The following is a 26,639-nucleotide window of genomic DNA, read 5'->3' on the forward strand; positions in this document are numbered from 1 at the left end:
GGCAGGCGCAAGTGGGTTCTTAGGAGCCCGCGCTTTGCAAGCATTGAGTGCTCAGATGTAAGTCAGTAATGATTTCTTTGAGTGCATTGTTGGATTGAACTTAAGAGTTTGATCCTGGCTCAGATTGAACGCTGGCGGCATGCTTTACACATGCAAGTCGAACGGCAGCGGGGGCTTCGGCCCGCCGGCGAGTGGCGAACGGGTGAGTAATGCATCGGAACGTACCCAGTCATGGGGGATAACTACGCGAAAGCGTAGCTAATACCGCATACGCCCTGAGGGGGAAAGCGGGGGATCGCAAGACCTCGCGTGATTGGAGCGGCCGATGTCGGATTAGCTAGTTGGTGGGGTAAAGGCCTACCAAGGCGACGATCCGTAGCGGGTCTGAGAGGATGATCCGCCACACTGGGACTGAGACACGGCCCAGACTCCTACGGGAGGCAGCAGTGGGGAATTTTGGACAATGGGCGCAAGCCTGATCCAGCCATGCCGCGTGAGTGAAGAAGGCCTTCGGGTTGTAAAGCTCTTTCAGACGGAAAGAAAACGCCCCTGTTAATACCGGGGGCGGATGACGGTACTGTCAGAAGAAGCACCGGCTAACTACGTGCCAGCAGCCGCGGTAATACGTAGGGTGCGAGCGTTAATCGGAATTACTGGGCGTAAAGCGTGCGCAGGCGGTTGTGTAAGACAGGTGTGAAATCCCCGGGCTTAACCTGGGAACTGCGCTTGTGACTGCACGGCTAGAGTACGGCAGAGGGGGGTGGAATTCCACGTGTAGCAGTGAAATGCGTAGATATGTGGAGGAACACCGATGGCGAAGGCAGCCCCCTGGGCCGATACTGACGCTCATGCACGAAAGCGTGGGGAGCAAACAGGATTAGATACCCTGGTAGTCCACGCCCTAAACGATGTCGACTAGTTGTTCGGAAGGGTAACTTTCTGAGTAACGCAGCTAACGCGTGAAGTCGACCGCCTGGGGAGTACGGCCGCAAGGTTAAAACTCAAAGGAATTGACGGGGACCCGCACAAGCGGTGGATGATGTGGATTAATTCGATGCAACGCGAAAAACCTTACCTACCCTTGACATGCCTGGAATCCTTGAGAGATCAGGGAGTGCCTTCGGGAGCCAGGACACAGGTGCTGCATGGCTGTCGTCAGCTCGTGTCGTGAGATGTTGGGTTAAGTCCCGCAACGAGCGCAACCCTTGTCGCTAATTGCCAGCATTGAGTTGGGCACTTTAGCGAGACTGCCGGTGACAAACCGGAGGAAGGTGGGGATGACGTCAAGTCCTCATGGCCCTTATGGGTAGGGCTTCACACGTCATACAATGGTCGGTACAGAGGGTTGCCAAACCGCGAGGTGGAGCTAATCCCTTAAAGCCGATCGTAGTCCGGATCGCAGTCTGCAACTCGACTGCGTGAAGTCGGAATCGCTAGTAATCGCAGATCAGCATGCTGCGGTGAATACGTTCCCGGGTCTTGTACACACCGCCCGTCACACCATGGGAGTGGGTTTCACCAGAAGTAGGTAGCTTAACCTTCGGGGGGGCGCTTACCACGGTGAGATTCATGACTGGGGTGAAGTCGTAACAAGGTAGCCGTATCGGAAGGTGCGGCTGGATCACCTCCTTTCAAGAGAAGGCGCCGCTCGGCGCCGAGTACTCACAACTTATCGGTTGTTCAGGCAACGAGAGCCTCGCGGTATCGGAGGGTCTGTAGCTCAGCTGGTTAGAGCACCGTCTTGATAAGGCGGGGGTCGTTGGTTCGAACCCAACCAGACCCACCACGCAGTATCGGGGGGGATTAGCTCAGCTGGGAGAGCACCTGCTTTGCAAGCAGGGGGTCGTCGGTTCGATCCCGTCATCCTCCACCAACGATAGGTGGGGCTCGCGTCAGGGTTAAGCGGTGGGTAGCCGGTGGGCTGCGTAGCGCTTAGGCCTGAGTGCCAATGTTCTTTAACAAAGTGGAAGAAGTAAAGTGTGCGACAGTCGGTCGGAAGATCGATTGTGGCATGGGTTGGTGTGATTGCATTTTTGCATTCATTGGTGCTTTGAACCGGCGGCCGATGGATGCGCACAAGCGCGAGTTGCCTGTAGCGGTGGGGCCCTGTAAGAGGGGTCCAGAGTTATAGGATCAAGCGACTAAGTGCATGTGGTGGATGCCTTGGCGATCACAGGCGATGAAGGACGTGCAAGCCTGCGAAAAGCGGGGGGGAGCTGGCAATGGAGCATTGATCCCCCGATGTCCGAATGGGGAAACCCACTCCTTCGGGAGTATCCCAGACTGAATCCATAGGTCTGAGGAGGCGAACGCGGTGAACTGAAACATCTAAGTAGCCGCAGGAACAGAAATCAACCGAGATTCCCCAAGTAGTGGCGAGCGAACGGGGAAGAGCCTGCACGACTAAACCATCGATTTAGCAGAACGGTCTGGAAAGTCCGGCGATACAGGGTGATAGCCCCGTATGCGAAAAATGGGTGGCGGGTCTGAGCGTGCGACAAGTAGGGCGGGACACGTGAAATCCTGTCTGAAGATGGGGGGACCATCCTCCAAGGCTAAATACTCGTGATCGACCGATAGTGAACCAGTACCGTGAGGGAAAGGCGAAAAGAACCCCGGGAGGGGAGTGAAATAGATCCTGAAACCGCATGCATACAAACAGTGGGAGCCTCCTTGTGGGGTGACTGCGTACCTTTTGTATAATGGGTCAGCGACTTACGTTCAGTAGCGAGCTTAACCGAATAGGGGAGGCGTAGGGAAACCGAGTCTGATAAGGGCGACTGAGTTGCTGGGCGTAGACCCGAAACCGGATGATCTATCCATGGCCAGGATGAAGGTGCCGTAACAGGTACTGGAGGTCCGAACCCACTAATGTTGAAAAATTAGGGGATGAGCTGTGGATAGGGGTGAAAGGCTAAACAAATCCGGAAATAGCTGGTTCTCCCCGAAAACTATTTAGGTAGTGCGTCGTACGGACACTTGCGGGGGTAGAGCACTGTAATCGTTGGGGGGGTCACTGCGATCTACCCCGCGATAGCAAACTCCGAATACCGCAAAGTGATATACGGCAGACAGTCCTGGGGTGCTAACGTCCTGGGACGAGAGGGAAACAACCCAGACCGCCAGCTAAGGTCCCAAATACATGGCTAAGTGGGAAACGAAGTGGGAAGGCATAGACAGCTAGGAGGTTGGCTTAGAAGCAGCCACCCTTTAAAGAAAGCGTAATAGCTCACTAGTCGAGTCGTCCTGCGCGGAAGATGTAACGGGGCTCAAGCCATGAACCGAAGCTGCGGATCTCGTAAGAGATGGTAGGGGAGCGTTCCGTAAGCCTGCGAAGGTGTCTCGAGAGGGATGCTGGAGGTATCGGAAGTGCGAATGCTGACATGAGTAGCGATAAAGGGTGTGAAAAGCACCCTCGCCGAAAGCCCAAGGTTTCCTGCGCAACGTTCATCGACGCAGGGTGAGTCGGCCCCTAAGGCGAGGCAGAAATGCGTAGTCGATGGGAAACGGGTCAATATTCCCGTACCGATTTTAGATGCGATGGGGGGACGGAGAAGGTTAGGCCGGCCGGGTGTTGGACGTCCCGGTTTAAGCGTGTAGGCGTGCCCGATAGGCAAATCCGTCGGGCTGAGCTGAGGCGTGATGACGAGGTCTCTTTGAGACCGAAGTGGTTGATACCCTGCTTCCAGGAAAAGCCTCTAAGCTTCAGTCTAGAATCGACCGTACCGCAAACCGACACAGGTGGGCAGGAAGAAAATTCTAAGGCGCTTGAGAGAACTCAGGAGAAGGAACTCGGCAAATTGATACCGTAACTTCGGGAGAAGGTATGCCCCGGTAGCTTGTAGGAGTACATCCGAAGGGCGACGGGGCCGCAGAGAATCGGTGGCTGCGACTGTTTATTAAAAACACAGCACTCTGCAAACACGAAAGTGGACGTATAGGGTGTGACGCCTGCCCGGTGCCGGAAGGTTAAGTGATGGGGTGCAAGCTCTTGATCGAAGCCCCGGTAAACGGCGGCCGTAACTATAACGGTCCTAAGGTAGCGAAATTCCTTGTCGGGTAAGTTCCGACCTGCACGAATGGCGTAACGATGGCCACACTGTCTCCTCCTGAGACTCAGCGAAGTTGAAGTGTTTGTGAAGATGCAATCTACCCGCGGCTAGACGGAAAGACCCCATGAACCTTTACTGTAGCTTTGCATTGGACTTTGACGGGACTTGTGTAGGATAGGTGGGAGGCTTTGAAGCGGCAACGCCAGTTGTCGTGGAGCCGTCCTTGAAATACCACCCTGGTGTCGTTGAGGTTCTAACCTGGGCCCGTGAATCCGGGTCGGGGACCGTGCATGGCAGGCAGTTTGACTGGGGCGGTCTCCTCCTAAAAGGTAACGGAGGAGTACGAAGGTCGCCTAGGTACGGTCGGACATCGTACTGATAGTGCAATGGCAAAAGGCGGCTTGACTGCGAGACCGACAAGTCGAGCAGGTGCGAAAGCAGGTCATAGTGATCCGGTGGTTCTGTATGGAAGGGCCATCGCTCAACGGATAAAAGGTACTCTGGGGATAACAGGCTGATTCCGCCCAAGAGTTCACATCGACGGCGGAGTTTGGCACCTCGATGTCGGCTCATCACATCCTGGGGCTGTAGCCGGTCCCAAGGGTATGGCTGTTCGCCATTTAAAGTGGTACGTGAGCTGGGTTTAAAACGTCGTGAGACAGTTTGGTCCCTATCTGCCGTGGGCGCTGGAAGTTTGAGAGGACCTGCTCCTAGTACGAGAGGACCGGAGTGGACGTACCTCTGGTGTACCGGTTGTGACGCCAGTCGCATCGCCGGGTAGCTAAGTACGGAAGAGATAACCGCTGAAAGCATCTAAGCGGGAAACTCGCCTCAAGATGAGACTTCCCCGGGGCCTCGAGCCCCCTGAAGGGTCGTTGAAGACCACAACGTTGATAGGTCGGGTGTGGAAGCGCAGTAATGCGTTAAGCTAACCGATACTAATTGCCCGTGCGGCTTGATCCTATAACCCTGGATCCACGCCTCACCCGCACGCAACACCGCGCAAGCAATCACAACCCCCCATACCGCACACACTTCTCCCCCTTTGTTCCCCTTTACAGTCTGACGACCAGAGCGTCCCGGAACCACCCCTTCCCATCCCGAACAGGACCGTGAAACAGGACCGCGCCGATGATAGTGCCTCTCGTGGGTGCGAAAGTAGGTCATCGTCAGACTACCTCTCCCAAAAAAGCCGCCGATCTCAAGCAGATCCGCGGCTTTTTTACGTCTACGGCGATTGTCGGGTAAGTCTTGATCTGCGCATGGCGGACGTCGGTAAGCTGCTGTCCAACGCATGGTCCGTTTGAATGGAACGGACGCGCGGTGGATCCCGCGATTAGCCGGCCGTTGTCGGCGGGCGATGCGTGTGCCGCCTGGTTACCTACGTGCTGCGTTGATGCGACTCGACGCGGTGTGGCCGGCAGTCGAGCCGATCGACATGCGGGCCGGCGTGGAGGGTCTAGTCACATGGATCGTGGCGGTGTTTCGGGGCAGCGTTGCCGCGTCAAGGGAGAGGCAGCCGGCTGATGGTGCTGGTGGATGATGGGAGCGGCAGCTGGCTCGCCCGGGTGCGTGCAACGCTCGCGCGCGAGCATTCGAATGGTCGGGGGGTGACGCTTATGCGCTGCCGAGATGGCGTCCGATGCCAGTGGCGCGAGTCATGCCGGCAGCGTCGTATAGCTGCGGCCGCTGGGTGGCGTTCAGCAGAACCGCGAGCGCGGCCTGGTTGTGTTGCAGGCGCTCGGTAATCAAGTTGCCATTGAGCGCGTTGCGTCGCTGCGCGTCGCGGGCGAGTTCGAGCACCTGGTCCCACCGGCTGCAGGTCGTCGGCAGCGGGGCGCATACTTCGCGAATGGCCGCGTCGGTGTGAGGCTTGCGCAGTCGGGCGAGCAACAGGGCGCGATCGCCGTGGATGCGCTGGAGCTGGTGATAGCGCTCCGTCTTCTCCTGGCTCAGCACGAGCAGCGCGTCAGCGTCGCCTGCGATGAGCAGGCTTTCCTCACGTTCGAGCAGTGCCACGAAGCCCTGCAATAGCGTGGCCTCGGTGTCGATCAGTTGCGCGATGCGCTGAACTTCCGGCTGGATTGTCACGTTTCGTTTGTCAGGAACGGGCGTCGAGCATCTGGCGAACGCTTTCGATCAGTCCGTCCGCAATCCGGTTGGCGTCAATCTTGAACCGGCCTTCCGAAATCGCCTGGCGGATTTCATCGACTCGGCTTTGATCGACCGCGGGCGTCGCCGACAGGGCTGCTTCTGCCTTGCTGAGGCTTGTCGACAGCGAGGAAAGTTCGACTTTGTCGTCGCTCGGCGCGGTGCTCGATGCGTCGGATCGTGGGCGCACCCGACTTTCACCGGGCGTCGTCGTGCCGACCGGTTTCAGGGTTCCTTCGATTTTCACGGCGCAACTCCCATTAAATGATCTCTGACCGATTTAACGGCTTGTCGTAGGGAAACTTTAGCTCTTTTTTGTCGGCGTGGGCAGCCTTCAGAATCGGATTTCAATGGCCCCGTCCGCTCTGGCCGTGCCGGTCACCACTTGTCCATTGGCGAGGCGCACTCGCACCGCCTCGCCTGCGGCGGCGGCGTTCATCGCGCGGCCTTCGTTCGCCACGGTGAAGCCGTCGCCGACGCCGAGGATCTTCACCGTTTGGCCTTGACGGACGATCTGCGGAAGGATCAGAGCATCGGTGGTGATCGCGCTGCCCGCTGCGATGCTATAGCGGGCGCGTTGGCCTACGGCTTGGGTCGTATCCGTGAGCGGTGCGGAAGATTCGGCCGCGATGTCGCCGGTTCGGCGTTCAAGGTCGGACGGGGAGAGTATCTGCCCGCCGCGTATGGCGCGGCTTGCGACGAGATAGTCGGCGACGACCGCGACTTGGACAGGGAGATAAGCGGTCCAGGTGACGGGCGACTCGCAGCGGATGCCGAGGTTGAGGCGCCCCCAGGCGCGGGTGCCCGGAGGGAGGAAGGCCGTGATCGCTGCGCATGTCGGCAGTTGATTTCGTGGATCGAAGGGGCTGATCTGGATGCTGACCTTTCCGGGAAGTGCGGTGGTCTGTTGCTGCAGAAAGGTCCGCGCGGCGCGTTCGACGGGTTCGGGATTTTGCTGCGCTTGGGCAGGGGCGGCGAGCGCGCTTGTGACGATCGCAAGCAGGCCTGTCAGCGACCGGATGTGTCTTGGGATTAGGTTGGGCATGACGGGGATTGCATCACGCGCGAGACGCAGAGGCAACCCGGCTGTCGCGGGCGGCAAGGATTGCCGTTCAGGGCCGGATGCGGTGGGGTGGGCGGCAGTTCAAGCGGCGAAATTAGCCGGTATTTGCCGGTCTTATCGCCGCAAGGAGGGTGTGCAGCGGGGACTAAGATCGCTGGCATGGAAGGTGCAATGAGGCAAGTGCCCGACGGTAAGTCTTATCGGCAGATGGCTCGCAAACTTGAGGTGATGCAAATGAAAACCCAACTGGACAATGCGCTGCAGTTCCATCAGACGGCTCTGAATCTGCAGGCCCAGCGTCAGCAGATGTTGGCTTCGAACATCGCCAATGCCGATACGCCGAATTACAAGGCGCGCGACATCGATTTCCGTTCGGCGCTGAAGGGCGCGCTCGGTGAGCGTAGCGCACCGTTGGCGCTGACAGGAACGTCCGAGAAGCATCTTTCCGCCGCGGACAGTATGCCATTCGGCGCTTATGTGGGGTATCGGCGGGATTTCCAGTCGAACGTCGACGGAAACACGGTGAACATGGACGTGGAACGCGCCGCCTTTGCCGAGAATTCGGTGCATTACGAGGCGAGCGTCACGTTCATCAACAGTCTGCTGCGGGGCATGCAGACGGCGATCAGCGGGCAGTGATCCGGGGGTAGGCGGTCATGAGCAGCATGTTCAACGTTTTCGGTATTGCGGGGTCGGCGCTGCATGCGCAGTCAGCGCGTCTGAACGCGACTGCATCGAACCTGGCAAACGCGGACAGCGTCGCAGGGCCGGATGGGCAACCGTACCGGGCCAAGCAAGTGGTTTTTACGGCGACGCCGGTGGCGGGCCCGGGCAGTCTCGGCGTGCAGGTCAGCGGTGTCGTCGAAAGCGCGGAGCCGGGGCGGATGGTGTACGAACCGAGCAGCCCGGCGGCGAACGGGGATGGCTATGTGCAGATGTCGAACGTGAATGTGGTCGAGGAGATGACCAACATGATTTCGGCATCGCGGGCGTATCAGACGAACGCCGAGGTGATGAACACGGCGAAGTCGCTGATCCAGAGAACGCTGCAGATCGGGCAGTAAGAGGGCGGAGTGAATCATGGCAACGGTCAATAACACGGTTTCGTCGGCGGCGGATGCCGCAATGGCAACGTTGAGCCGCAAGGCGACGGACACGAAGAAGGCCGACGCGGATACCCAGGGACGCTTCCTGACGCTGCTTACGGCGCAATTGAAGAACCAGGATCCGATGAATCCGATGGACAACGCGCAGGTGACTTCGCAGCTCGCGCAGATCAGCACGGTCGACGGGATTGAGCGGCTCAATACGATGCTGGGGCAGCTGATGGATGGGCAGCAGTCGTCCGAGGCGATGCAGGCGGCGTCCTTGGTGGGCCGCGGCGTGCTGATCCCCGGGAAGGGGCTGACGCTCGGGGACTCCGGCGCGCTGGGGGGCTTTTCGCTGGACGTGCCGGCAGACAAGGTCACGCTGCATATCAAGGATTCGAGCGGCTTGGAGGTCTCGAAGGTCGATCTCGGCTCCTTCGACGCCGGAACGCACGACTTCCAGTGGGACGGCACGACGCTCGACGGCAGTCGAGCGGCGAACGGGAAATATACGGTAAGCATCGAGGCATCGACCGCCGACCAGGCGGTGACGGCGGAGGCGCTGCAGTTCGGTGCGGTGACGAGCATCTTGCGCGGCGCGAAGAGCACGGACTTGCAAGTGGGCGATCTGGGCATCTTCAAGATGTCGGACGTCAAGCAGATTGTTTGATTGATACGGGATTCGCAGGGAGACGGTCATGGCATTCCAGCAAGGGTTGAGCGGGCTGAATACGGCCTCCAAGGCGCTCGATGTGATCAGCAATAACGTGGCGAACTCGAATACCATCGGCTTCAAGGCCGGGCGTGCGGAGTTTCAGGATGTCTTTGCCGCGGCACTCAACGGTGCGGCGTCGGGGGTGCAGGTTGGCATCGGGTCGGCGATCGGCGCGGTGACCCAATCCTTCTCCCAGGGAAACATCACCACGACGAACAACCCGCTCGATGTAGCGATCAATGGCAACGGCTTCTTCCGCATGGCTGCGCCGGATGGAACCGTCGCCTATACGCGGAACGGCCAGTTCGACGTGAACAAGGACGGGTTCATCGTCAATTCACAGGGCTTCGAGTTGACGGGGTTTTCGGCCGTAAACGGAGTGATCCTCGCCGGAGCGACGCCTAAGGCCATCCAGCTTGATTTCTCGGACGTGCAGCCGAGCCCGTCGGCGACGATGACACTTGCGATGAATCTCGATTCGCGCGACCCGGTCTCGCCGTCTTTCGATCCGACGAACCCGACGCCGCTTGATCGGACCAACGTGACGGCGGGCGGCTACAACTTTTCGACATCGGCCACCGCCTACGACACCCTCGGCAATGCGCATACGCTGAGCTTCTTCTTCCAGAAGACGGGGGCGGGGACGTGGAACGGGTATTACCAGGTGGATGGCACCGGAAACGCGACGGCGATCCCATCGCCGGGCTCGCCTCTCGTGTTCGATAACGCGGGCGCGATTACGTCGGGCGGGCAGTTCAATATCACTTTCCCGGAATTTGCGGGCACTGGGGCTTCGGCGACGCAGAGCATCGCCTTCGATCTCGCGGATTCGACGCAGTTCGGTAGCCAGTTCGGGGTGAATACCTTGCGTCAGGACGGCTTCGCCTCGGGGCGCCTGACCGGGATCACGATCGGCAACGACGGCGTGATCCTGGGCCGCTACAGCAACGGCCAGAGTCGCGATCTGGGGCAGGTCACGCTGGCGAACTTCCAGAGCCCGAACGGATTGCTTTCGCTAGGCGGCAACCTCTGGGCGGAGTCGCCGGATTCGGGACAACCGATCATCGGTGCGCCAGGCAGCGCAAACCTGGGGCTGCTGAATGCCGGCTCGCTCGAGGAGGCGAACGTCGATCTGACGGCGCAACTGGTGCAGCTGATTGTGCAGCAGCGCGCCTATCAGGCGAACGCGCAGTCGGTGCGTGCGCAGGACCAGATCCTGCAGACGATCGTGAATCTCGGCTAAGGGCGCTGACCTTAGCCGGTAACGGAGGGAGCCATCATGGATCGCCTGATCTACACCGCGATGACCGGTGCGAAGAGCACGCTGGGGCAGCAGGCCGCGGTGGCTCACAACCTGGCGAATGCGTCGTCCACCGGTTTCCGGGCCGAACTTCATCGCTTGCGTTCGGTGCCGGTGCAGGGCGAAGGCTTGCCGACGCGCGCTTTTGTCGTCGATGCCAGCGTGGCGTCGAATTTCGAGACGGGGGCGCTGCAGCAGACCGGACGCACGCTCGATGTGGCCGTGCAGGGCAAGGGCTGGCTCGCGGTGCAGATGCCGGATGGCTCGGAGGCCTACACCCGCAACGGCAGTTTCGAACTCAGCGCGAACGGCGTGCTGCAGACGCGCCATGGCCAACCCGTGATCGGCGACGGCGGACCGGTTTCGGTTCCGCCGGACAGCGAAATCACGATCGGGAACGATGGTTCGATTTCGGCACTGACCGGTGGTGGCGCCGAGAACGTCATCAATGTAGTCGGCCAGCTCAAGCTCGTGAATCCGCCCGAAGAGTCGCTGGTGCGCGGGGATGATGGGCTTTTCCGCTTGCGTGCCGGCGGGGCTGCGCCGCGTGACGAGAATGTGCGCGTCGCGGGTGGATTTCTCGAGGGCAGCAACGTCAGTGTCGTCGACCAGATGGTGACGATGATCTCGCTCGCCCGTCAGTTCGAGATGCAGACCAAGATGCTGCAGACCGCGCAGGAGAATGACCGCGCGGCGACGCAGGTGCTCGCTGTCGGCAGCTGATCGACGCGCAGCGACGAGGGGAATTAGCGGGTCTTTTCGGCGGGTGTTCCGGCGATTGAATCGACCTGGCGCGCCGTAAACTGGCCCTAATACTTGCAGGCAGAGTGTCTGCCGGCTCAGAAAAGGGAGTCAGGATCATGATCCGCTCGTTGTGGATTGCCCGTACGGGTCTGGATGCCCAGCAAACCCAGCTGGATGTCATCTCGAACAACCTCGCCAACGTTTCGACCAATGGTTTCAAGCGCGGCCGGGCGGTGTTCGAGGATCTGATGTACCAGACGATCCGTCAGCCCGGGGCGCAGAACACCCAGCAGAACCAGATTGGCAGCGGCCTGCAGCTCGGCACCGGCGTGCGCACCGTCGCGACCGAACGGATTCATTCGCAGGGTGCCCTGCAGCAGACGGGCAATCCGCTCGACATGGCGATCCAGGGCAACGGCTTCTTCCAGGTGACGCTGCCGGACGGCACGACGGGTTACACCCGTGACGGCGCTTTCCAGCTCGATTCGCAGGGCCAACTCGTGACTTCGAGCGGCTATCCGGTCGAGCCGGCGATTACGGTTCCGGCGGACGCGCAGACGATCACGATCGGCAAGGACGGTACCGTGAGCGTGCTGCAGGCCGGGCAGACCGCGCCGACGGTGGTCGGCTCGATCCAGGTGGCGACTTTCGTCAATCCGGGTGGCTTGTCCAGCGCGGGTGAGAACCTGTTCCGCGAGACGGCCTCGAGCGGGGTCGCGACGCCCAATACGCCGGGAACCAACGGCGCCGGCGTGATCAACCAGCAGTATGTCGAGACCTCGAACGTGAATGTCGCCGAAGAACTGGTGAACATGATCTCGACCCAGCGCGCCTATGAGCTCAATTCGCGGGCGATCCAGACCTCGGATCAGATGCTGGGCCGGCTGACGCAGCTGTAAGGAGCGCATCATGAATTCGGCCAGGAGGATCGTCGGCGTAGCGGCCTTGCTGCTGTCGGGCTGTGCGTCGATCTATTCGACGCCGCCGACAGTCGTGCATCAGCCGATGAGCGTGCGGCCCGAAGCGGCGCCACAGATGCCGCCGGCGAACGGGGCGATCTATCAGGCGTCGATGGTGCGTCCCTTGTTCGAGGATCGGCGCGCGCGGCATGTCGGCGACACGCTGACGATCAATCTGGTCGAGCGCAACACGGCCCAGAAGGCGGCCAACAGCAGCGCCACGCGCGGCTCCGACGTCTCGGGCGGCATCACGGCCGCGTCGAAGGTGCCGCTCGCAGGTCTCGCGGGCATGAACCTGCAAGCGAAAGTCGATTCCGATTTCGCCGGCAAGGGCGCGTCGGCCGCCAACAACCTGTTCAACGGCACGATCACGGTGACCGTGATCGAAGTGTACTCGAACGGCAATCTGCTCGTTTCGGGCGAGAAGCAGATGGCGCTCAACCAGGGCAGCGAGTTCATCCGCTTCTCCGGTGTCGTCAATCCGAACACGGTGACGACGGCCAACAGCGTGCAGTCGATCCAGGTCGCCGATGCGCGAATCGAGTACAAGGGCAGCGGCTACATCGATGAGACGAACACGATGGGATGGCTGCAGCGCTTCTTCATGAACGTGTTGCCGTTCTGAGTTGGGGTCCGGGGAGCTGGTGATGTTTGGCATTGGCAGAATGCTGCGGGTGGCGGTGGGCGTGCTTGGCATGCTCTGCGTGTGCGCTGCGGGCGCCGGCGAGCGCCTGAAGGATCTTGCGTCGATTGCCGGGGTCCGCGAGAACCAGCTCGTCGGCTACGGTCTCGTGATCGGGCTGGACGGCAGCGGCGACCAGACGACGCAGACGCCCTTTACCGTGCAGAGCATCATCAACATGCTCGGCAACATGGGCGTGACGCTGCCTCCAGGGACTAATCTCCAATTGAAGAACGTTGCCGCGGTGATGGTGACGTCCAGTCTGCCGCCCTTCGCGCGGCCGGGCCAGCAGCTCGACGTGACGGTGTCGTCGATGGGTAACGCGAAGAGCCTGCGTGGCGGCACGCTCGTGATGACGCCCTTGAAGGGTGTCGACGGCCAGGTGTACGCGGTGGCGCAGGGCAATCTGCTGGTCGGCGGGGCGGGCGCGGCCGCCGGCGGGGCATCGCAGACGATCAACCACTTGTCCGCGGGGCGGATTCCGGGTGGGGCGACCGTCGAGCGATCGGTGCCGAATGCGCTGGGGCAGGGGGAGTTTGTCGTCTTCGAGTTGAACGACACGGACTTCGGCACGACTCGCCGCGTCGTCGATGCGATCAATCTTGCGACGGCGCCCGGCACGGCCCAGGCGCTGGACGGACGGACGATCCAGGTGCGCGCGCCGCTGGATGTCTCGGATCGCGTGGGCTTCCTCGGCAAGCTCGAGAATCTGGAGGTGACGCCCTACCAGCAGGCGGCGAAGGTGATCGTCAATTCGCGCACCGGCTCGGTGGTGATGAACCAGAGCGTGACGCTGCAGAACGTCGCGGTGGCGCACGGTAATCTGACGGTGTCGGTCGGAACCGGCGCCAACGTGAGCCAGCCGGCGCCCTTGTCGGGCGGCCAGACGGTCGTCGTGCCGAAGGGCCAGGTCGATATCCAGCAGGGGGCGGGCAGCCTGATGAATGTGCGGGCCGGTGCGAACCTCGCCGAGGTCGTGAAGGCGCTCAACGCGCTCGGCGCAACGCCGATGGATCTCGTGAGCATCCTGCAGGCGATGAAGGCCGCCGGTTCGCTCCGCGCCGATCTCGAGGTGATCTGACATGGTGGCCGTGCCGCAGATCAATGCGATGGATCCGAACGCGATGGCCGATCTGAAGCGGCTGTCGCGGGACAATTCGCCTGAGGCGCTGCGCGCGGCGGCCAAGCAGTTCGAAGCGCTCTTCCTGCAGACGGTGCTGAAGTCGATGCGGGAAGCGGTGCCGTCGGACGGGATGCTCGATAGCGACCAGACGCGCATGTTCCAGCAACTGCAGGATCAGCAGATGGCGATGAACATGGCGCAGGGCAAGGGAATCGGGCTGGCCGATGCGATCTTCCGCCAGATGGGCGGAGAGGCGGCGCTGAAGGCGCAGGGCGGGGCGGCGCCGGAGGGCAGTCTCGACATCTCCCATGTCGTGAGGCGACCGGCAAATCCTGCCCTCGTGGGCGCTGGGGCGGCAAACGCTGCCGGCGACGACGTGGATTTGCCGGGGATCGGCGACGGGATGGACGCGGCGCTGCGGCTCATGCGCAGCCGATCGGGTGATGCGAGCCAGCGTGCGCGCACTGAGGCGTCGAGCGCGGCTGCCGGGGCGAATGGTGCCGGTGGCGCGGGCGGGCGCAGCGTCGGCGATGGCGCGCGCGAGTTCGTGAACCGCGTGTGGAACCAAGCCGCCGACGCGAGTCGCAGCACGGGGATTCCGGCGCATTTCATGGTCGCGCAGGCGGCGCTCGAGAGCGGCTGGGGCCGCGGCGAACTGCGCCGCGCGGACGGTTCGCCGACGCACAATCTCTTCAATATCAAGGCCGGCAGCAACTGGAAGGGCGACGTCGTGGAGCTCCCGGTCACCGAGTACGTGAACGGTCGTCCGCAGACCGAAACCGCGCGTTTCCGGGCCTACGGATCTTACGGCGAGGCTTTCCGCGACTACGCGAACCTGCTTCGCAGCAGTCCGCGCTATGCGGACGTGCTGGGGCAGACGGATGCTGCGGGATTCGCCCGCAGCCTGCAGCAGTCGGGCTACGCGACCGATCCGATGTATGCCGACAAGCTGACCCGCATCATCGGCGGGGCGACGCTGCGGACGGCGCTGGAAGGGTGAGGGGCAAAAATTGGCAGAAGTTTTGCTAGTTAGTGCCGTAAGAGCAGTAGTAACGAGGTAAGCATCATGGCTGGACTTCTTAGCATCGGTCTGTCGGGCATCAACAGTTCGCAAGCGAACCTGTTGACGACCAGCCATAACATTTCCAATGCGGACACGCCGGGATTCAGCCGTCAGCAGGCGATCCAGACGACCATTGATCCGATCTTCTCCGGCTCGGGCTTTTTCGGCCAGGGTTCGAAGATCGACTCGGTGCGCCGCCAGTACGACGGATTCCTGACCCAGCAGGTGCTCACGGCCTCGACGCGCAAGGAGGAGTTTTCCGCCTACAGCGCGCAGATCTCGCAGATCGACAACCTGCTTGCCGATACTAGTGCGGGCCTTTCGCCTGCGCTCCAGGACTTCTTCAAGGGCGTGCAGGACGTCGCGACCAACCCGTCCAGCATTCCGGCCCGCCAGGCGCTGATTTCGACGGGACAGACGCTTGCGGCGCGCTTTAATGCGCTGGATGCGCGGCTCGGCGAGATCCGGGACACCAACGAAGGGCAGATTTCCAGCACCGTCGATTCGATCAATGCGTTCGCGCGGCAGATTGCCGACATGAACGAGCGGATCGCCGCCGTGCAGGTCGGCGGACCGTCGATTCCGGCGAACGATCTCCTCGACCAGCGCGACAGCCTCATCGGCGAGCTGAACAAGCTCGTCAAGGTGAATACCTTCACCGAGTCCGATGGTTCGATCAGTGTCTCGATCGGTAGCGGGCAGTCGCTGGTGGTCGGGAACACGGCGTCGCAACTTGTCGTCGCCAGCGACTCTTCGGTTCCGTCCGATCCCTTCCGCGGCGAGATCCGGCTCGCGACGCCGGGCGGTTCGGTCCTGCTGCCGGATTCGATCCTGTCGGGCGGACAGCTCGGCGGTCTGCTGAAATTCCGTAACGAGACGCTGGATCCGGCACGGGAGCAACTTGGTGACCTCGCCATCGCCGTGTCGAACCAGTTCAACACAATCCACGAAGCGGGCTATGCGCTGAACGGGACGACGACCGGCACGGCCTTCTTCGCCGATATCAGCGGCATGGCAGTCAACAACGTGAGCCGCCGGTCGGCGGCAGGCGCCTTCGCCGTGTCGATCACCGATCCCGCATTGATCGCGGCTTCCGGCGCGGCCGACGCGACGCGCGGCGTGACCGCGGGGGGCAGCAACAACGAGAACGCGCTGCTGCTGGCGGGGTTGCAGACCGCCAAGGTGATGAACGGCGGCACGGCGACCTTCCAGTCGAACTATTCGCAACTCGTCAGCTCTGTCGGTAATAAGGCCCGCGAGGTGCAGATTGGCGAGAAGAGCCAGGAGTCGCAGCTCGAGCAGGCAACGAATGCGCAGCAGGCCCTGTCTGGCGTGAATCTGGACGAAGAGGCGGCGAATCTGATCCGCTTCCAGCAGTCGTACCAAGCGGCAGCACGGGTGATGTCCGTGGCTGGTACGCTGTTCGACGAGATCCTGTCGGTCAGCCGCTGAGCGTGAGGTGACATCATGAGAATCTCGACCAGCATGATCTTTGACGCCGGCCGCAACACGCTGATGCGGCAGAGCGCGGACATGGCGCACACCCAGCAGCAGCTCGCGACGGGGCGGCGGATCCTGACGCCGTCGGATGATCCGATCGGTTCGGCCCGTGCGCTCGAAGTGAGCCAGAGCAAGAGCGTCAACGAGCAGTTCCAGACGAACCAGGGCTATGCCAAGGACTCGTTGTCCGTCCTCGAAAGCAGCCTTGGCAGTATCGGTGACACGCTCCAGTACATCCGTACGCGTGCCGTGGAGGCCGGTAACGGCACATTTTCGGATGCCGAATTGCAGTCGCTCGCATCGGACGTCGAAGCTCAGTTCAACGCCTTGTATGGCGTGGCGAATAGCAAGGATGCCACGGGCGAATATCTGTTTGCCGGGTTCCAGTCCAGTCAGGCAGCGTTTTCGGGCGGTGCCGCGACGGCGGGGGCCGGGCCGGCTGCTGTCGTGTACAACGGCGACGAAGGTGCTCGCAGCATGCAGGTTGGGCCGTCACGTGTCATGCCGGTCGCCGAACCGGGCAGCAAGGTGTTCATGGCCGATCCGACGACCGGGCAGTCGCAGATGTTCGCCACGATCTCGAACTTCATCACCGAGCTGCGCAAGCCCCCGACCGACCCGACGCGCAACGTTTCCGCGGCCGTGCAGACGGCCATCGGCGGCATGGATGCGGCGATCGACAATGTCAGCACGATTCGGGCGTCGGTCGGTTCGCGCATGGTCGAACTCGATGCGCAGGTCGATCTCTCAGCCGAGCACGATCTCGAATATTCCGACACGCTGTCGCGCCTGCAGGACCTCGACTACAACGAGGCGATCTCGCGCTTCTCGCAACAACAAACCGTATTGCAGGCCGCGCAGCAATCCTATGTGCGCGTAACCGGCCTGTCCCTTTTCGACTTGCTCAGATGAGTCCATCCGCCCGAACGACGACGCGGCGCCTTGCCTTGTTCCTGCTTCTGCCGACCCTCGCGGGGTGTTCGTCGCTCAAGGAAAGCGGCGCCGGGATTGCGGGCGGAGTGGGTGGTGCGCTCGTCGCCCAGAAGGCGGAGCTGCTCAAGCCGGAGTTTCTCGGCGGCGCACTCATTGCCTACGCGATCTACGATCCGCTGGCTCCCACATGGGAAATCAACGCGACCAAGCTCGACGAAGACCGCGTGCGCTTCGACCTGCGCATGAAAGCGCTGATCACGGGCGGTGACGGCGAGGCGCGCCAGATCTTCCTGCGCAATGCGCGGCAACTCGCCGAGGGACAGGGCGCCGCGGGCTTTGACATCGTGCGTTTCGAGGAAGGCATCGACTCGACGCGCCCGTTCGCACATCGCTTTGCGAGCGGGGAAATCCGTCTGGTGCGTTCGCGCATCTGGCCGACGCTCTAGGGCTGAAGGCTAGCCTGTCCAACGAAGGTACGCAGCATCTGGTCGATGGCGTCGAAGCCGTGTTCGAAGAGCGACTGCAGGACGGGCGCGAAGCTGTTGAGGCTGACCAGCAGCACCAGGAAGCCGACTGAGAGCGTCACCGGGAAGCCGATCGCAAACAGGTTGAGCTGAGGCGCTGCGCGGGTCAGCACGCCGAGCGCGATGTTCGTGATGAGCAGCGCCGCGATCATCGGAAGCGCCATCAGCAGTGCGGAGGCGAACATCGTCGCCGCGTGCGCGACGATCTGCATCCAGCCGTCGGCTTTCGGCAGCGTTCCGACCGGCAGCCATTCAAAGCTCACGACCACGACATTCACCAGCATCAGGTGGCCATTCAGCGCCACGAAGATGAGCAGCGTGAGCAGGCCGATGAACTCGGTCACGACCGCAGTCTGGCCGCCGGTCTGCGGGCTGAAGAAGACGGCGAACGAAAGCCCCATCTGCAGGCCGATGAGTTCGCCGGCGACGTCGACCGCCGCGAACAGCACCCGCATCATGAAGCCGATCGCGATGCCGATCACGGTCTGCTGGGCGAGGATCATCAAGGCCATCATCGAGCTTGCCGGCACCGGGGGCATGGGCGGCAAGGCCGGGAGGACGGCGAGCGCCGCCGCCAGTCCGACGGCGAGGCGCACGCGCACCGGGATCATGCGGTTGCTGAAGAAGGGCGCTGCAGAGATCAGGCCGAGGATGCGGGCCAGCGGAAAGATCAGTGCGGCCAGCCAGGTATCGAGCTGGGCGGAGGTGACGCTGAGCATCGGGCGTGGCGTCAGCCGATCATCGTCGGGATCGACTCGAGCAGCCTGCGCGTGAAGTCGATGATCAGCGTCATCATCCAGTGGCCGGCGATCACGAGCGACGCGAAGACGGCGACGAGTTTCGGCACGAAGCTCAGGGTCATTTCGTTGATCTGCGTGGCGGCCTGGAACACGCTGACGATGAGGCCGGTGACGAGGGCCGCGAGGAACATCGGCGCGGCCATCAGCAGCGTGATTTCGAGGGCTTCGCGGCCGATGTCGACGATGGTACCGGGATTCATGACGGAGTCTCCTCGATTAGCTCGCAAAGCTCTCGACCAGCGACCCGACGAGCAGGGTCCAGCCGTCGACGAGCACGAACAGCATGATCTTGAATGGCAGGGCAACGATCACCGGTGACATCATCATCATCCCCATCGACATCAGCACGGAGGCGACCACCATGTCGATGATCAGGAAAGGGATGAAGATCAGGAAGCCGATCTGGAAGGCAGTTTTGAGTTCTGAAGTAACGAAGGCGGGTATGACGACGCGCATCGGCAGGTCCTCGGCCTTTTCGACCGGCGGCGTCTTCGACAGCTTGGCGAAGAGCGCGATGTCGGGTTCGCGGACCTGCTTGAGCATGAAGGCCTTGACCGGCACCGAGGCACGCTCGACGGCGACGTCGAAGCCGATTTCGCTGCGCGACAAGGGCAGGTAGGCGTCCGTGTACACCTTTTCGGCGACGGGCGACATGATGAAGAACGTCAGGAAGAGCGCGAGGCCGAGCAGCACCTGGTTTGGCGGCGAGGTCTGGGTGCCCATCGCGGTGCGCAACATGCCGAAGACGATGATGATGCGCGTGAAGCTGGTCGTCATCAGCACGATCGCCGGCAGGAAGCTCAGCGAGGTGAGCAGCAGCAGCGTCTGGACGCTCAGGCTGTAGGTCGTGCCGCCGCCTGGGCCCGGCGTGCCGGTGATCGCGGGCAGGCCTTGCGCCCGGGCGATCACGGGCAACAGGACGAGCGACAGTGCGGCGGCGATGCGCATGGCCGTGCGGCTTGCGTCAGTTCGCATCATTGCGGCGCTCCATCGAACGTTTTAGCCAAGCCTGGAAGTCACCCAAGGGATGCGCGCCTCCAGGGCCGCTGTTGGTCTGGATCGCATCGGCCGGCAGCGTGTGGAGCGTGCGGACGCTCGCCGGCGTGACACCCAGCACCAACACCTGGCCTGCGATTTCGACCAGCACCACGCGTTCGCGCGGGCCCACGGGGACGGCCCCCAGTACCTTGAGGCCGGCAGCGGCACCGCGCGGCGTCGAAAGACGCTTGATTAGCCATAGGCTGCCGAGCAGCAGGGCGAGCACGATGCCGAGGCCGAAGAGCATCTGGCCGATGCCTTCGGTCATGGCCGGCGACGCTTCGGCGGCACGGGCGGGCGCCGCAGCGAGCGCCAGCAGGGGGATGAAGCGATGGTGGATAGTGTTCACAGCAGGGGCGACGGTTCTTCCGATGGGAGAAGAATACGCGCGACAGGACCTTGCCAAGGGGGCAATAAGACGGAAAAAAGGGGGATTATTCGGCGCTTTGCCGGCCGGGCGGACGAGGGCGCCGCGGCCGGAGTTGCGGCTGCGCTTAGCCGCGGATCTTCCGCATCCGTTCGGCCGGCGTGATGATGTCGGTGAGGCGAATGCCGAACTTGTCGTTCACGACGACGACTTCGCCCTGCGCGATCAGCGTGCCATTGACCAGTACGTCCATCGGTTCGCCCGCGAGACCGTCGAGCTCGACCACCGAGCCGTGCGCCAGCTGCAGCAGGTTGCGGATCGAAATCTTGGTGCGTCCGAGTTCGACCGTGAGCTGGACGGGGATGTCCAGGATCATGTCGAAGTCGTTCAGGCTCCCCGCACGCGGAGCGCTGGCCCCGAAATCGGGGAAGAGATGGCTCGCAGGCTTGGCCTGGTAGGGCGAGGCCGCAGCGGCGGCAAGATCGGCGGCAACCTGGCGCGCTTCGGCGTCGGCGTTGCCCTCCGCCGTCGCCTGTTCCATCATCGCCGCAGCCCAATCGTCCTCGCTGACCTGCGAGTCGATGTCGTTGTCGTTGTCAGCCATGTTGGCCTCCGAATAATGGCGAACTGCCGTCCTCGTTGGCGAGGAAGCGTTCGACTTTGACTGCGTAGTTAGGACCCTGCCGTCCGTAGCTCAGTTCAAGCACGGGCACCCCGTCGACCTCGCCCTGAAGCATTTCGGAGACGTTGATCGGGATCACGTCGCCGACGCGCATGTTGACGATGTCACGCAGCGTGACCGTGGCGCTGCCGAGATTGCACACGAGTTCGACCTCGGCCGTCTGCAGCTGGCGGGTGAGCAGGCTGATCCAGCGGTTGTCCTGGCTCAGGTGGTCGCTCTGCATCGTCGAATACAGCACGTCGCGGATCGGCTCGACCATCGAGTAGGGGAAGCAGATGTGCATGTCCGCTTGCGATCCGCCGAACTCGAGCGAGAAGCTCGCCGAGATCACGATCTCGGACGGCGTCGCGATGTTCGCGAACTGCGAGTTCATCTCGGAGCGCACGTATTCCATCTCGAGCTTGAAGACCGGGGCCCAGGCGCGCGTGTATTCGGCGAACACGACGTTGAGCATGCCCTGGATGATGCGCTGCTCGGTCGGCGTGAAGTCGCGGCCTTCGACGCGGGAGTGGAAGCGGCCGTCGCCGCCGAACATGTTGTCGACGACGAGGAACACCAGGTTCGGGTCGAAGACCACCAAGCCCGTGCCGCGCAGCGGCTTGGCAAGTACGAGGTTTAGGTTCGTCGGCACCACCAGGTTGCGCACGAACTCGCCGTACTTCTGCACCTTCACCGGGCCGATCGAGACCTCGGCGTTGCGGTGCATGTAGTTGAACAGGCCGATGCGCAGGTAGCGTGCGAAGCGTTCGTGGATCAGTTCGAGCGTGGGCATCCGCCCGCGCACGATGCGTTCCTGTGTTGCAAGGTTGTACGGCCGTACGCCGGACTGGTCGCCCTGTTCCTCCTCCTGATCCTCAGGCTCGCCCGCGACGCCCTTCAACAGGGCATCGACCTCGTCCTGGGAGAGAAAGTCGGAAGACATGGTCGATCACCTCCTCACTGGATAATGAAGGAGTTGAAGCGAACGGCCTCGATCGGACCCGCCACGGCCTGCTTGGCGTTCTCGCCCTTGGGGGGTGGGGTGCCGGTCAGGACCTGATTGGTTCGACTCACGATCTGGGCCGCAAGATCCTCGCGTCCTTCGGGAGTAGACAGTTCCGAAGGGAGTTTGCTCGACAACAGCAGGTTGATCTCGTGGCGGATATCCGGCATGAAGCCTTTCAAGTTTTCAGCAATCTTGTGGTCGCTGACGCGCAGCGCCATGACGACCTGAAGGTAACGGTCGCCTTCCGCCGGCGCCAGGTTCACGACAAACGGATCGAGCGCGACGAAGGTCGGCGGGTGGCTGAGATCGACGGTCGCGACCGCGGCCGGCTTCTCGGCATGCTCCTCTTCCGTCGCATGCCCCTTCCTGAGCAGCATCACGGCGACGACGGCGGCGATCAGCACGACCACGACCGCAACGGCCAGGATGATGATGATCAACAGCTTCTTGCCACGCTTCGGTGCGGGAGCCGCAGCCGGCGCTTCGGCGGCCGGTTGCGGAGCGGGGGCTTTTGCCATGAATTTCTCCTATTTCCACAATTCAATTATGCGCGATCCGTCCCTGCGTCGAATTGCGGAAAAGTGGGCAAGTGCGGCCCCAATTCACTCGCTATCAGGCAAAGGTGTCGACCATTCCCAAGGCCGCACGTGACCAGTGTGAAGACGTCGCCGGCCGGATCTCGTCCAGCGCCTGCACGTCATTGCTACCGTTGCCGCCCGAATTGCCGGCAGTCGCTGCACGCTCGTCGCGAGCGCGCTGGTCGCTGGAAGTGCTGACGTTGGTCTGACCGAGATTGATGCCCGCCTGCTGCATCACTTCGCGAAGACGGGGCAGGGCCTGTTCGAGTGCATCGCGCGCTGCCGCGGTGGCTGCAACGAAGTGTGCGGTCGTCTGGTCGCCACTGACCTGGATCGAAATTTCAAGTTTACCGAGATGTGCGGGCGTAAGCACGAGTTCGGCCTTCGACTCGTTGCGGCCGACCATCCAAACGACGCGATTCCCCACGTCGTCGGCCCACGCCGCCTGACCGGCCTGCGTATGGACGGGTAGCTGCGGCACATGGGTCGCCTCGCTGCGGGCGGCCGGGGCAAGATTGGCGAGCTGCAGACCAAGCGTCTGGCTGTCGGTGGAAGCGAGTTGCGACTGGGGCGCGGGCGTCGCGGCAGCGTTCGCGGCCGAATCTTCAGCCGGTGCGCTTCGCAGAAGCTCGATGTTTTGTGCGCTTCGACTCACGATTGCCGGTTCGGCAAGTTCTTTGATCGGTACGCCAAAGCCGGCACTGGCGTTTCCGGCCGGGGACGTTCCGGTTGCGACCGCCGCGTCGTCCTTCCCGCCGGTCGCTAGCGGCATATGGCCGAGGCCGTCGCGTTGCAGGGTCGCCAACACTGTCGACAGGACGTGAGAGGAGGAGCCTTGGCCGGCGGGGAGCGTTCCGGTCTGGCCGTCAGTTGTGCCTGAGCCCGGTTGAGGAGGCTGCGCCGCGGGAAGTTGGGCGGCGAGCCCCTGTAGCAGGGCGGCAAGGTTTGCCGCTGCGGTCGTATCTGCCGGCAATTGTGTCGTCGGCGGCGCTTCTGCCGATGCCGCATCGTCGGTTGCAACAACGGCGGCGTTGGTGTTCGCGGCTTGGATTGCGACGTCGGCGGGCGACTCGTCCTTCGCGGTATCTGCAGTGGAATTCGTGTCGTCTACGGGAGCAGTGGAATTCGTGTCGTCTGCGGGATTTTGCTGCGCTGAGCTCGGGCGCGCCGCGTCGGATCTCCGCTCTCCTTCAGATGTCGACGGGGCCTGGGCCCGCGACCGGCCTTGGGGTGCGTCGGCTGCCTGTGAGGACTTGTCCGATTGGACTTCGCGAGTGGGGCGGCGGGCGACACGAGGGCCATCGTCGTGCGAGTCCGCAGATTTCTGTGGCTGCACGTCGTCATTGCGGTCGGTCCGCGTCGATCGGTTGGCCTGCTCCGATGCATTGCGCTCTGGTGTCGTGCCAGTGCGGCCGGATTCGCTGCCGATGCGGCGTCCCAGCGCACTCGCGAAATCCTGACCGGTATCCGAACCGTCGCGAGCGACAGTCCGCTCGGCGCCAGCGCTGCGGTTGGCGGCCGATGTGATGTTGGTTTGCAGGAGATTGCTGACTAGCGGATTTGACATCGCCAATTCCCAAAAGATGGCCGGTTCAGGGCGATATGTGCAAGCCGCATGCCAGCGCCGGCTTGCCGGACTCAGCTTTCGCCGGAATCCTCGCGGTCGCGGAAGCGCTTCGCGGAATGTTCGTCGGACTGGCGCTGTTCGATGCGCGCGGCCTTCTTCGATTCGCCCTGGTCGTGGCGTTTCTGGAGCGTGTCGAAGGCCTTGACCTTGTTGCGCTGCGTCATCCAGTTCTGCTGCCCGGCGGCGGTCATCTGCTTGGAACGGTCGACCTGGGCTTTCTGGATCGCGATCGCTTCGTCGATCCGCCCGATGAAGGCGCTGTAGTTGCGCCAGGCTTCTGGCGAAAGGCCATTTCGCGCAGCCTCCTGGAAGCGCTCGGAATACTCGTCACGATAGTTCTGGAGCAGTTCGAGTTTGCGCTGGCCTTCCTGTTCGCTGGCGATCAGTTCGCCCAGGCGCCGAGCCGCTTCGTCCATGCGGTTCTGCGTCAGGTCGAGGAGGGGTTTGAGCGGAAACGGGGTAGTCATGTGGAACGGTGCATCGTGTTGTCGCCGGTCTCCGGGAGCTGAATTCTACGTCGCCTTTTTTCTTTCTGCCGTGATCTGGCTCATCCCGCGAGGAACAGACTGCCGAGATGGTTCGTCGCGCGGGCATAGGTTTCCTGCTCGTCGATGCGTTGCTGCAGGAAGGCTTCGAGCTTCGGATACATCGCCACGGCCTTGTCGAGCATCGGGTCTGAGCCCGCCTGGTAGGCGCCGACGGCGATCAGGTCGCGGGAACGCTGGTAGCGCGAGAACATCTGCTTGAAGCGTCGGACCAGATCGAAATGCTCGGGCGAGACGAGGCCATGCATCGCGCGTGAGATCGATTGCTCGATGTCGATCGCGGGGTAGTGCCCCTGGTCGGCCAGCGAACGCGACAGGACGAAGTGGCCGTCGAGAATCGCGCGCGCCGAGTCGGCGATCGGGTCCTGCTGGTCGTCGCCTTCGGCGAGCACGGTGTAGAAGGCGGTGATGGAGCCGCCGCCTTCGAGGCCGTTGCCGGCGCGTTCGACCAAGGCCGGCAGGCGTGCGAAGACGCTCGGCGGATAGCCGCGGGTGACCGGCGGCTCGCCGATTGCGAGCGCGATTTCGCGCTGCGCCATCGCATAACGGGTCAGCGAATCCATGATCAGCAGCACTTGCTTGCCCTGGTCGCGGAAATATTCGGCGATGGTCGTCGCATAGGCCGCGCCCTGCAGGCGCATCAGCGGGCTGGTGTCGGCCGGGGCGGCGACGACGACCGAACGCTGACGGCCTTCAGCGCCGAGGTTCTGCTCGATGAACTCCTTCACTTCGCGGCCCCGTTCGCCGATCAGTCCGACGACGATGACGTCGGCCGCCGTATAGCGTGCCATCATCCCGATCAGCACCGATTTGCCGACGCCCGAGCCGGCGAAGAGGCCCAGGCGTTGGCCGCGACCGACGGTGAGGAGGGCGTTGATCGCCCGGATCCCGACGTCGAGCGGCGTGTCGATCGGGGCGCGGCTGAGCGGATTGAAAGGTCGGCTCTGGAGGGAACGTCCTTCCGTGCCGTCGAGCGGGCCGAGGCCATCTAGCGGCCGGCCGGCGCCGTCGACGACGCGGCCCAGCAGCTTGTCGCCGACCGGGAGGTGTTTGGCGCGATCGGATGTACGTCGGCGAGGGGGCGCCGACTTGCCGACCACAATCCGGGCGGGATGGGGTTCGACGGGCAGGACCTGAGCACCGGGCGCGAGTCCGAACACGTCGTCGGTGGGCATCAGGTAAAGCCGTTCGCCGTTGAAGCCGACGACTTCCGCTTCGACGACGGCGCCGCCGGCCGCCATGATCCGGCAGTCGGCGCCGAGCGGCAGCTTAAGGCCGGCGGCTTCCATGACAAGACCGTTGATCCGCGTGAGGCGTCCCGATATCTCGAAAGGAGTGATCGAGCTCACCAGCCGGCGATGCTCGGCCAGGTGCTTCGTCCAGGCGTCCGCGTGAGCGGTGCTCATTTGGATGGTGCCCAAGCCGTTTCACTGTGGCTCAAGCCTTCCAGAATGCGGCGCCACCGGGTTTCTATCGTCGCGTCGATTTCGCTCGCCGGCGCGGAAATCCTGCAGCCGCCGCGGGTGACGGTGTCGTCCTCGATCAACAGGTGGTGTGGATGGCCGGGCTGATCCGTGAGGTACTCCCTCACCAATGCGAGATCCTCAGGATTCAGGTGGATGCGGACCTGAGTTTGCGGCAGTTGATGCAGTGCGTTGCGTACGACATCAGTGACCGCTTCGGGGCGTTCCGCAAGCGTCTGCCGCACCATCTGCCGCGCCACTTCGATTGCGAGCGCGATCACTTCGTCGGCCACATCCTGGTCGAGCCGCTTGAAGGACGCAGCGAGCGTGTCGACGAGCGCCGCGATCCGGTCGGCTTGCTGTCTCGCCTGCGCCGCACCCTCCTCGAAACCCGCGGAAAAGCCGTCGCGGCGGGCATCCTCGAACATGGCCTCGATGTCCGCTGCGGTCGGCAGCTGGATGGCGGGTTCGAGCGGTACGTCCGGCTCGGGTTCGGGAGTCGCTCTCACGACAGGCTCGGGAGGCGGCGCTTCCGTTTCTTCGGCGACGGCCGGCGCTGTCGAGCCGTCATCGTCGAATGCAGGAGGCTCCCAGCGGCGGTAAGCGCCGACGGCCTGGTGGCGCATGGTCATCGCGGGCTCCGGCTAAGGGTGAGGA

The 26,639-nt window shown here is 62.7% G+C and carries 26 protein-coding genes, 2 tRNA genes and 3 rRNA genes; 17 read left to right on the forward strand and 14 right to left on the reverse strand.

The window, feature by feature from the left end; genetic code table 11:
* Positions 1-96: 96 nt before the first annotated feature.
* From AZKH_RS06390 to rrf, 5 genes are all read left to right on the forward strand, one after another.
* Positions 97-1,632, forward strand: a 16S ribosomal RNA gene (locus AZKH_RS06390).
* Between the two features lie 77 nt (positions 1,633-1,709).
* Positions 1,710-1,786, forward strand: a tRNA-Ile gene (locus tag AZKH_RS06395).
* A gap of 11 nt (positions 1,787-1,797) precedes the next feature.
* Positions 1,798-1,873: transfer RNA gene (locus AZKH_RS06400), tRNA-Ala, on the forward strand.
* Between the two features lie 258 nt (positions 1,874-2,131).
* Positions 2,132-5,015: ribosomal RNA gene (locus AZKH_RS06405) — 23S ribosomal RNA — on the forward strand.
* 98 nt (positions 5,016-5,113) lie between these two features.
* A 5S ribosomal RNA gene (rrf, locus tag AZKH_RS06410) occupies positions 5,114-5,227 on the forward strand.
* Together the 16S, 23S and 5S rRNA genes with 2 tRNA genes alongside form the textbook arrangement of a ribosomal RNA operon.
* Positions 5,228-5,669: 442 nt before the next feature.
* Here the strand turns inward: rrf and AZKH_RS06415 are convergent.
* From AZKH_RS06415 to flgA, 3 genes are all read right to left on the reverse strand, one after another.
* The gene (locus tag AZKH_RS06415; RefSeq protein ID WP_015434932.1) at positions 5,670-6,143 is read right to left on the reverse strand and encodes a flagella synthesis protein FlgN; all 474 of its coding nucleotides are present in this window, start codon (positions 6,141-6,143) and stop codon (positions 5,670-5,672) included.
* Between the two features lie 10 nt (positions 6,144-6,153).
* Entirely contained in the window at positions 6,154-6,450 is a 297-nt protein-coding gene (gene flgM, locus AZKH_RS06420) for a flagellar biosynthesis anti-sigma factor FlgM (RefSeq protein ID WP_015434933.1), read from the reverse strand.
* A gap of 87 nt (positions 6,451-6,537) precedes the next feature.
* Complete coding sequence (gene flgA, locus AZKH_RS06425; protein ID WP_231874474.1) at positions 6,538-7,305, reverse strand: flagellar basal body P-ring formation chaperone FlgA; 768 nt, start codon at positions 7,303-7,305, stop codon at positions 6,538-6,540.
* A 195-nt stretch (positions 7,306-7,500) separates the two neighbouring features.
* Between flgA and flgB the strand changes: the two genes are divergently transcribed.
* The 12 genes from flgB to AZKH_RS06485 all read left to right on the forward strand — a co-directional run bounded on the left by flgB (position 7,501) and on the right by AZKH_RS06485 (position 17,819).
* The gene (gene flgB / locus AZKH_RS06430; RefSeq protein ID WP_041656993.1) at positions 7,501-7,905 is read left to right on the forward strand and encodes a flagellar basal body rod protein FlgB; all 405 of its coding nucleotides are present in this window, start codon (positions 7,501-7,503) and stop codon (positions 7,903-7,905) included.
* Between the two features lie 17 nt (positions 7,906-7,922).
* Positions 7,923-8,330 carry a flagellar basal body rod protein FlgC gene (gene flgC, locus AZKH_RS06435; protein WP_015434936.1) on the forward strand — a complete coding sequence of 136 codons (408 nt, stop codon included), beginning with the start codon at positions 7,923-7,925 and terminating at the stop codon, positions 8,328-8,330.
* A gap of 16 nt (positions 8,331-8,346) precedes the next feature.
* On the forward strand, positions 8,347-9,024 hold the full coding sequence (locus AZKH_RS06440; protein WP_015434937.1) for a flagellar hook assembly protein FlgD: 678 nt from the start codon (positions 8,347-8,349) through the stop codon (positions 9,022-9,024).
* 28 nt (positions 9,025-9,052) lie between these two features.
* Complete coding sequence (gene flgE / locus AZKH_RS06445; protein WP_015434938.1) at positions 9,053-10,312, forward strand: flagellar hook protein FlgE; 1,260 nt, start codon at positions 9,053-9,055, stop codon at positions 10,310-10,312.
* A 36-nt stretch (positions 10,313-10,348) separates the two neighbouring features.
* Positions 10,349-11,092: a flagellar basal-body rod protein FlgF gene (gene flgF, locus AZKH_RS06450; RefSeq protein ID WP_015434939.1), complete on the forward strand. Its 744-nt coding sequence runs from the start codon at positions 10,349-10,351 to the stop codon at positions 11,090-11,092.
* A 137-nt stretch (positions 11,093-11,229) separates the two neighbouring features.
* Positions 11,230-12,012, forward strand: a complete 783-nt coding sequence (gene flgG / locus AZKH_RS06455) for a flagellar basal-body rod protein FlgG (RefSeq protein WP_015434940.1) — start codon at positions 11,230-11,232, stop codon at positions 12,010-12,012.
* 10 nt (positions 12,013-12,022) lie between these two features.
* Positions 12,023-12,697: a flagellar basal body L-ring protein FlgH gene (locus AZKH_RS06460; protein ID WP_015434941.1), complete on the forward strand. Its 675-nt coding sequence runs from the start codon at positions 12,023-12,025 to the stop codon at positions 12,695-12,697.
* A 22-nt stretch (positions 12,698-12,719) separates the two neighbouring features.
* Positions 12,720-13,835: a flagellar basal body P-ring protein FlgI gene (locus AZKH_RS06465; RefSeq protein ID WP_015434942.1), complete on the forward strand. Its 1,116-nt coding sequence runs from the start codon at positions 12,720-12,722 to the stop codon at positions 13,833-13,835.
* 1 nt (position 13,836) lies between these two features.
* Complete coding sequence (gene flgJ, locus AZKH_RS06470) at positions 13,837-14,877, forward strand: flagellar assembly peptidoglycan hydrolase FlgJ (RefSeq protein ID WP_015434943.1); 1,041 nt, start codon at positions 13,837-13,839, stop codon at positions 14,875-14,877.
* 66 nt (positions 14,878-14,943) lie between these two features.
* Positions 14,944-16,392, forward strand: a complete 1,449-nt coding sequence (gene flgK / locus AZKH_RS06475; RefSeq protein ID WP_015434944.1) for a flagellar hook-associated protein FlgK — start codon at positions 14,944-14,946, stop codon at positions 16,390-16,392.
* A 15-nt stretch (positions 16,393-16,407) separates the two neighbouring features.
* Entirely contained in the window at positions 16,408-17,352 is a 945-nt protein-coding gene (gene flgL, locus AZKH_RS06480; RefSeq protein WP_015434945.1) for a flagellar hook-associated protein FlgL, read from the forward strand.
* Positions 17,349-17,819: a hypothetical protein gene (locus AZKH_RS06485; protein ID WP_015434946.1), complete on the forward strand. Its 471-nt coding sequence runs from the start codon at positions 17,349-17,351 to the stop codon at positions 17,817-17,819. Before flgL ends, AZKH_RS06485 begins: the two co-directional genes overlap by 4 nt.
* On the opposite strand, the gene fliR is transcribed toward AZKH_RS06485, so the two are convergent.
* The 11 genes from fliR to AZKH_RS06540 all read right to left on the reverse strand — a co-directional run bounded on the left by fliR (position 17,816) and on the right by AZKH_RS06540 (position 26,614).
* A complete protein-coding gene (fliR, locus tag AZKH_RS06490) occupies positions 17,816-18,616 on the reverse strand; it encodes a flagellar biosynthetic protein FliR (protein ID WP_015434947.1) in 801 nt (266 codons plus the stop codon). The genes AZKH_RS06485 and fliR overlap by 4 nt on opposite strands.
* An 11-nt stretch (positions 18,617-18,627) precedes the next feature.
* On the reverse strand, positions 18,628-18,897 hold the full coding sequence (gene fliQ / locus AZKH_RS06495) for a flagellar biosynthesis protein FliQ (RefSeq protein WP_015434948.1): 270 nt from the start codon (positions 18,895-18,897) through the stop codon (positions 18,628-18,630).
* Positions 18,898-18,913: 16 nt separating this feature from the next.
* Positions 18,914-19,672 carry a flagellar type III secretion system pore protein FliP gene (gene fliP, locus AZKH_RS06500; RefSeq protein ID WP_041656997.1) on the reverse strand — a complete coding sequence of 253 codons (759 nt, stop codon included), beginning with the start codon at positions 19,670-19,672 and terminating at the stop codon, positions 18,914-18,916.
* Positions 19,662-20,084: a flagellar biosynthetic protein FliO gene (gene fliO / locus AZKH_RS06505; protein WP_015434950.1), complete on the reverse strand. Its 423-nt coding sequence runs from the start codon at positions 20,082-20,084 to the stop codon at positions 19,662-19,664. Before fliO ends, fliP begins: the two co-directional genes overlap by 11 nt.
* A 145-nt stretch (positions 20,085-20,229) precedes the next feature.
* The gene (fliN, locus tag AZKH_RS06510) at positions 20,230-20,706 is read right to left on the reverse strand and encodes a flagellar motor switch protein FliN (RefSeq protein WP_015434951.1); all 477 of its coding nucleotides are present in this window, start codon (positions 20,704-20,706) and stop codon (positions 20,230-20,232) included.
* Positions 20,699-21,706 carry a flagellar motor switch protein FliM gene (gene fliM, locus AZKH_RS06515; RefSeq protein WP_015434952.1) on the reverse strand — a complete coding sequence of 336 codons (1,008 nt, stop codon included), beginning with the start codon at positions 21,704-21,706 and terminating at the stop codon, positions 20,699-20,701. Before fliM ends, fliN begins: the two co-directional genes overlap by 8 nt.
* A 14-nt stretch (positions 21,707-21,720) precedes the next feature.
* Positions 21,721-22,287, reverse strand: coding sequence for a flagellar basal body-associated protein FliL (fliL, locus tag AZKH_RS06520; RefSeq protein WP_015434953.1), 567 nt, complete (start codon positions 22,285-22,287; stop codon positions 21,721-21,723).
* Between the two features lie 94 nt (positions 22,288-22,381).
* The gene (locus AZKH_RS26705; RefSeq protein ID WP_015434954.1) at positions 22,382-23,914 is read right to left on the reverse strand and encodes a flagellar hook-length control protein FliK; all 1,533 of its coding nucleotides are present in this window, start codon (positions 23,912-23,914) and stop codon (positions 22,382-22,384) included.
* A 71-nt stretch (positions 23,915-23,985) separates the two neighbouring features.
* Positions 23,986-24,441, reverse strand: a complete 456-nt coding sequence (gene fliJ / locus AZKH_RS06530; RefSeq protein ID WP_015434955.1) for a flagellar export protein FliJ — start codon at positions 24,439-24,441, stop codon at positions 23,986-23,988.
* A gap of 80 nt (positions 24,442-24,521) precedes the next feature.
* Complete coding sequence (fliI, locus tag AZKH_RS06535; protein ID WP_015434956.1) at positions 24,522-25,925, reverse strand: flagellar protein export ATPase FliI; 1,404 nt, start codon at positions 25,923-25,925, stop codon at positions 24,522-24,524.
* Entirely contained in the window at positions 25,922-26,614 is a 693-nt protein-coding gene (locus AZKH_RS06540; RefSeq protein WP_015434957.1) for a flagellar assembly protein FliH, read from the reverse strand. Before AZKH_RS06540 ends, fliI begins: the two co-directional genes overlap by 4 nt.
* Between the last annotated feature and the right edge of the window lie 25 nt (positions 26,615-26,639).

This window comes from Azoarcus sp. KH32C, assembly GCF_000349945.1.
Taxonomy (GTDB): Bacteria; Pseudomonadota; Gammaproteobacteria; order Burkholderiales; family Rhodocyclaceae; genus Aromatoleum.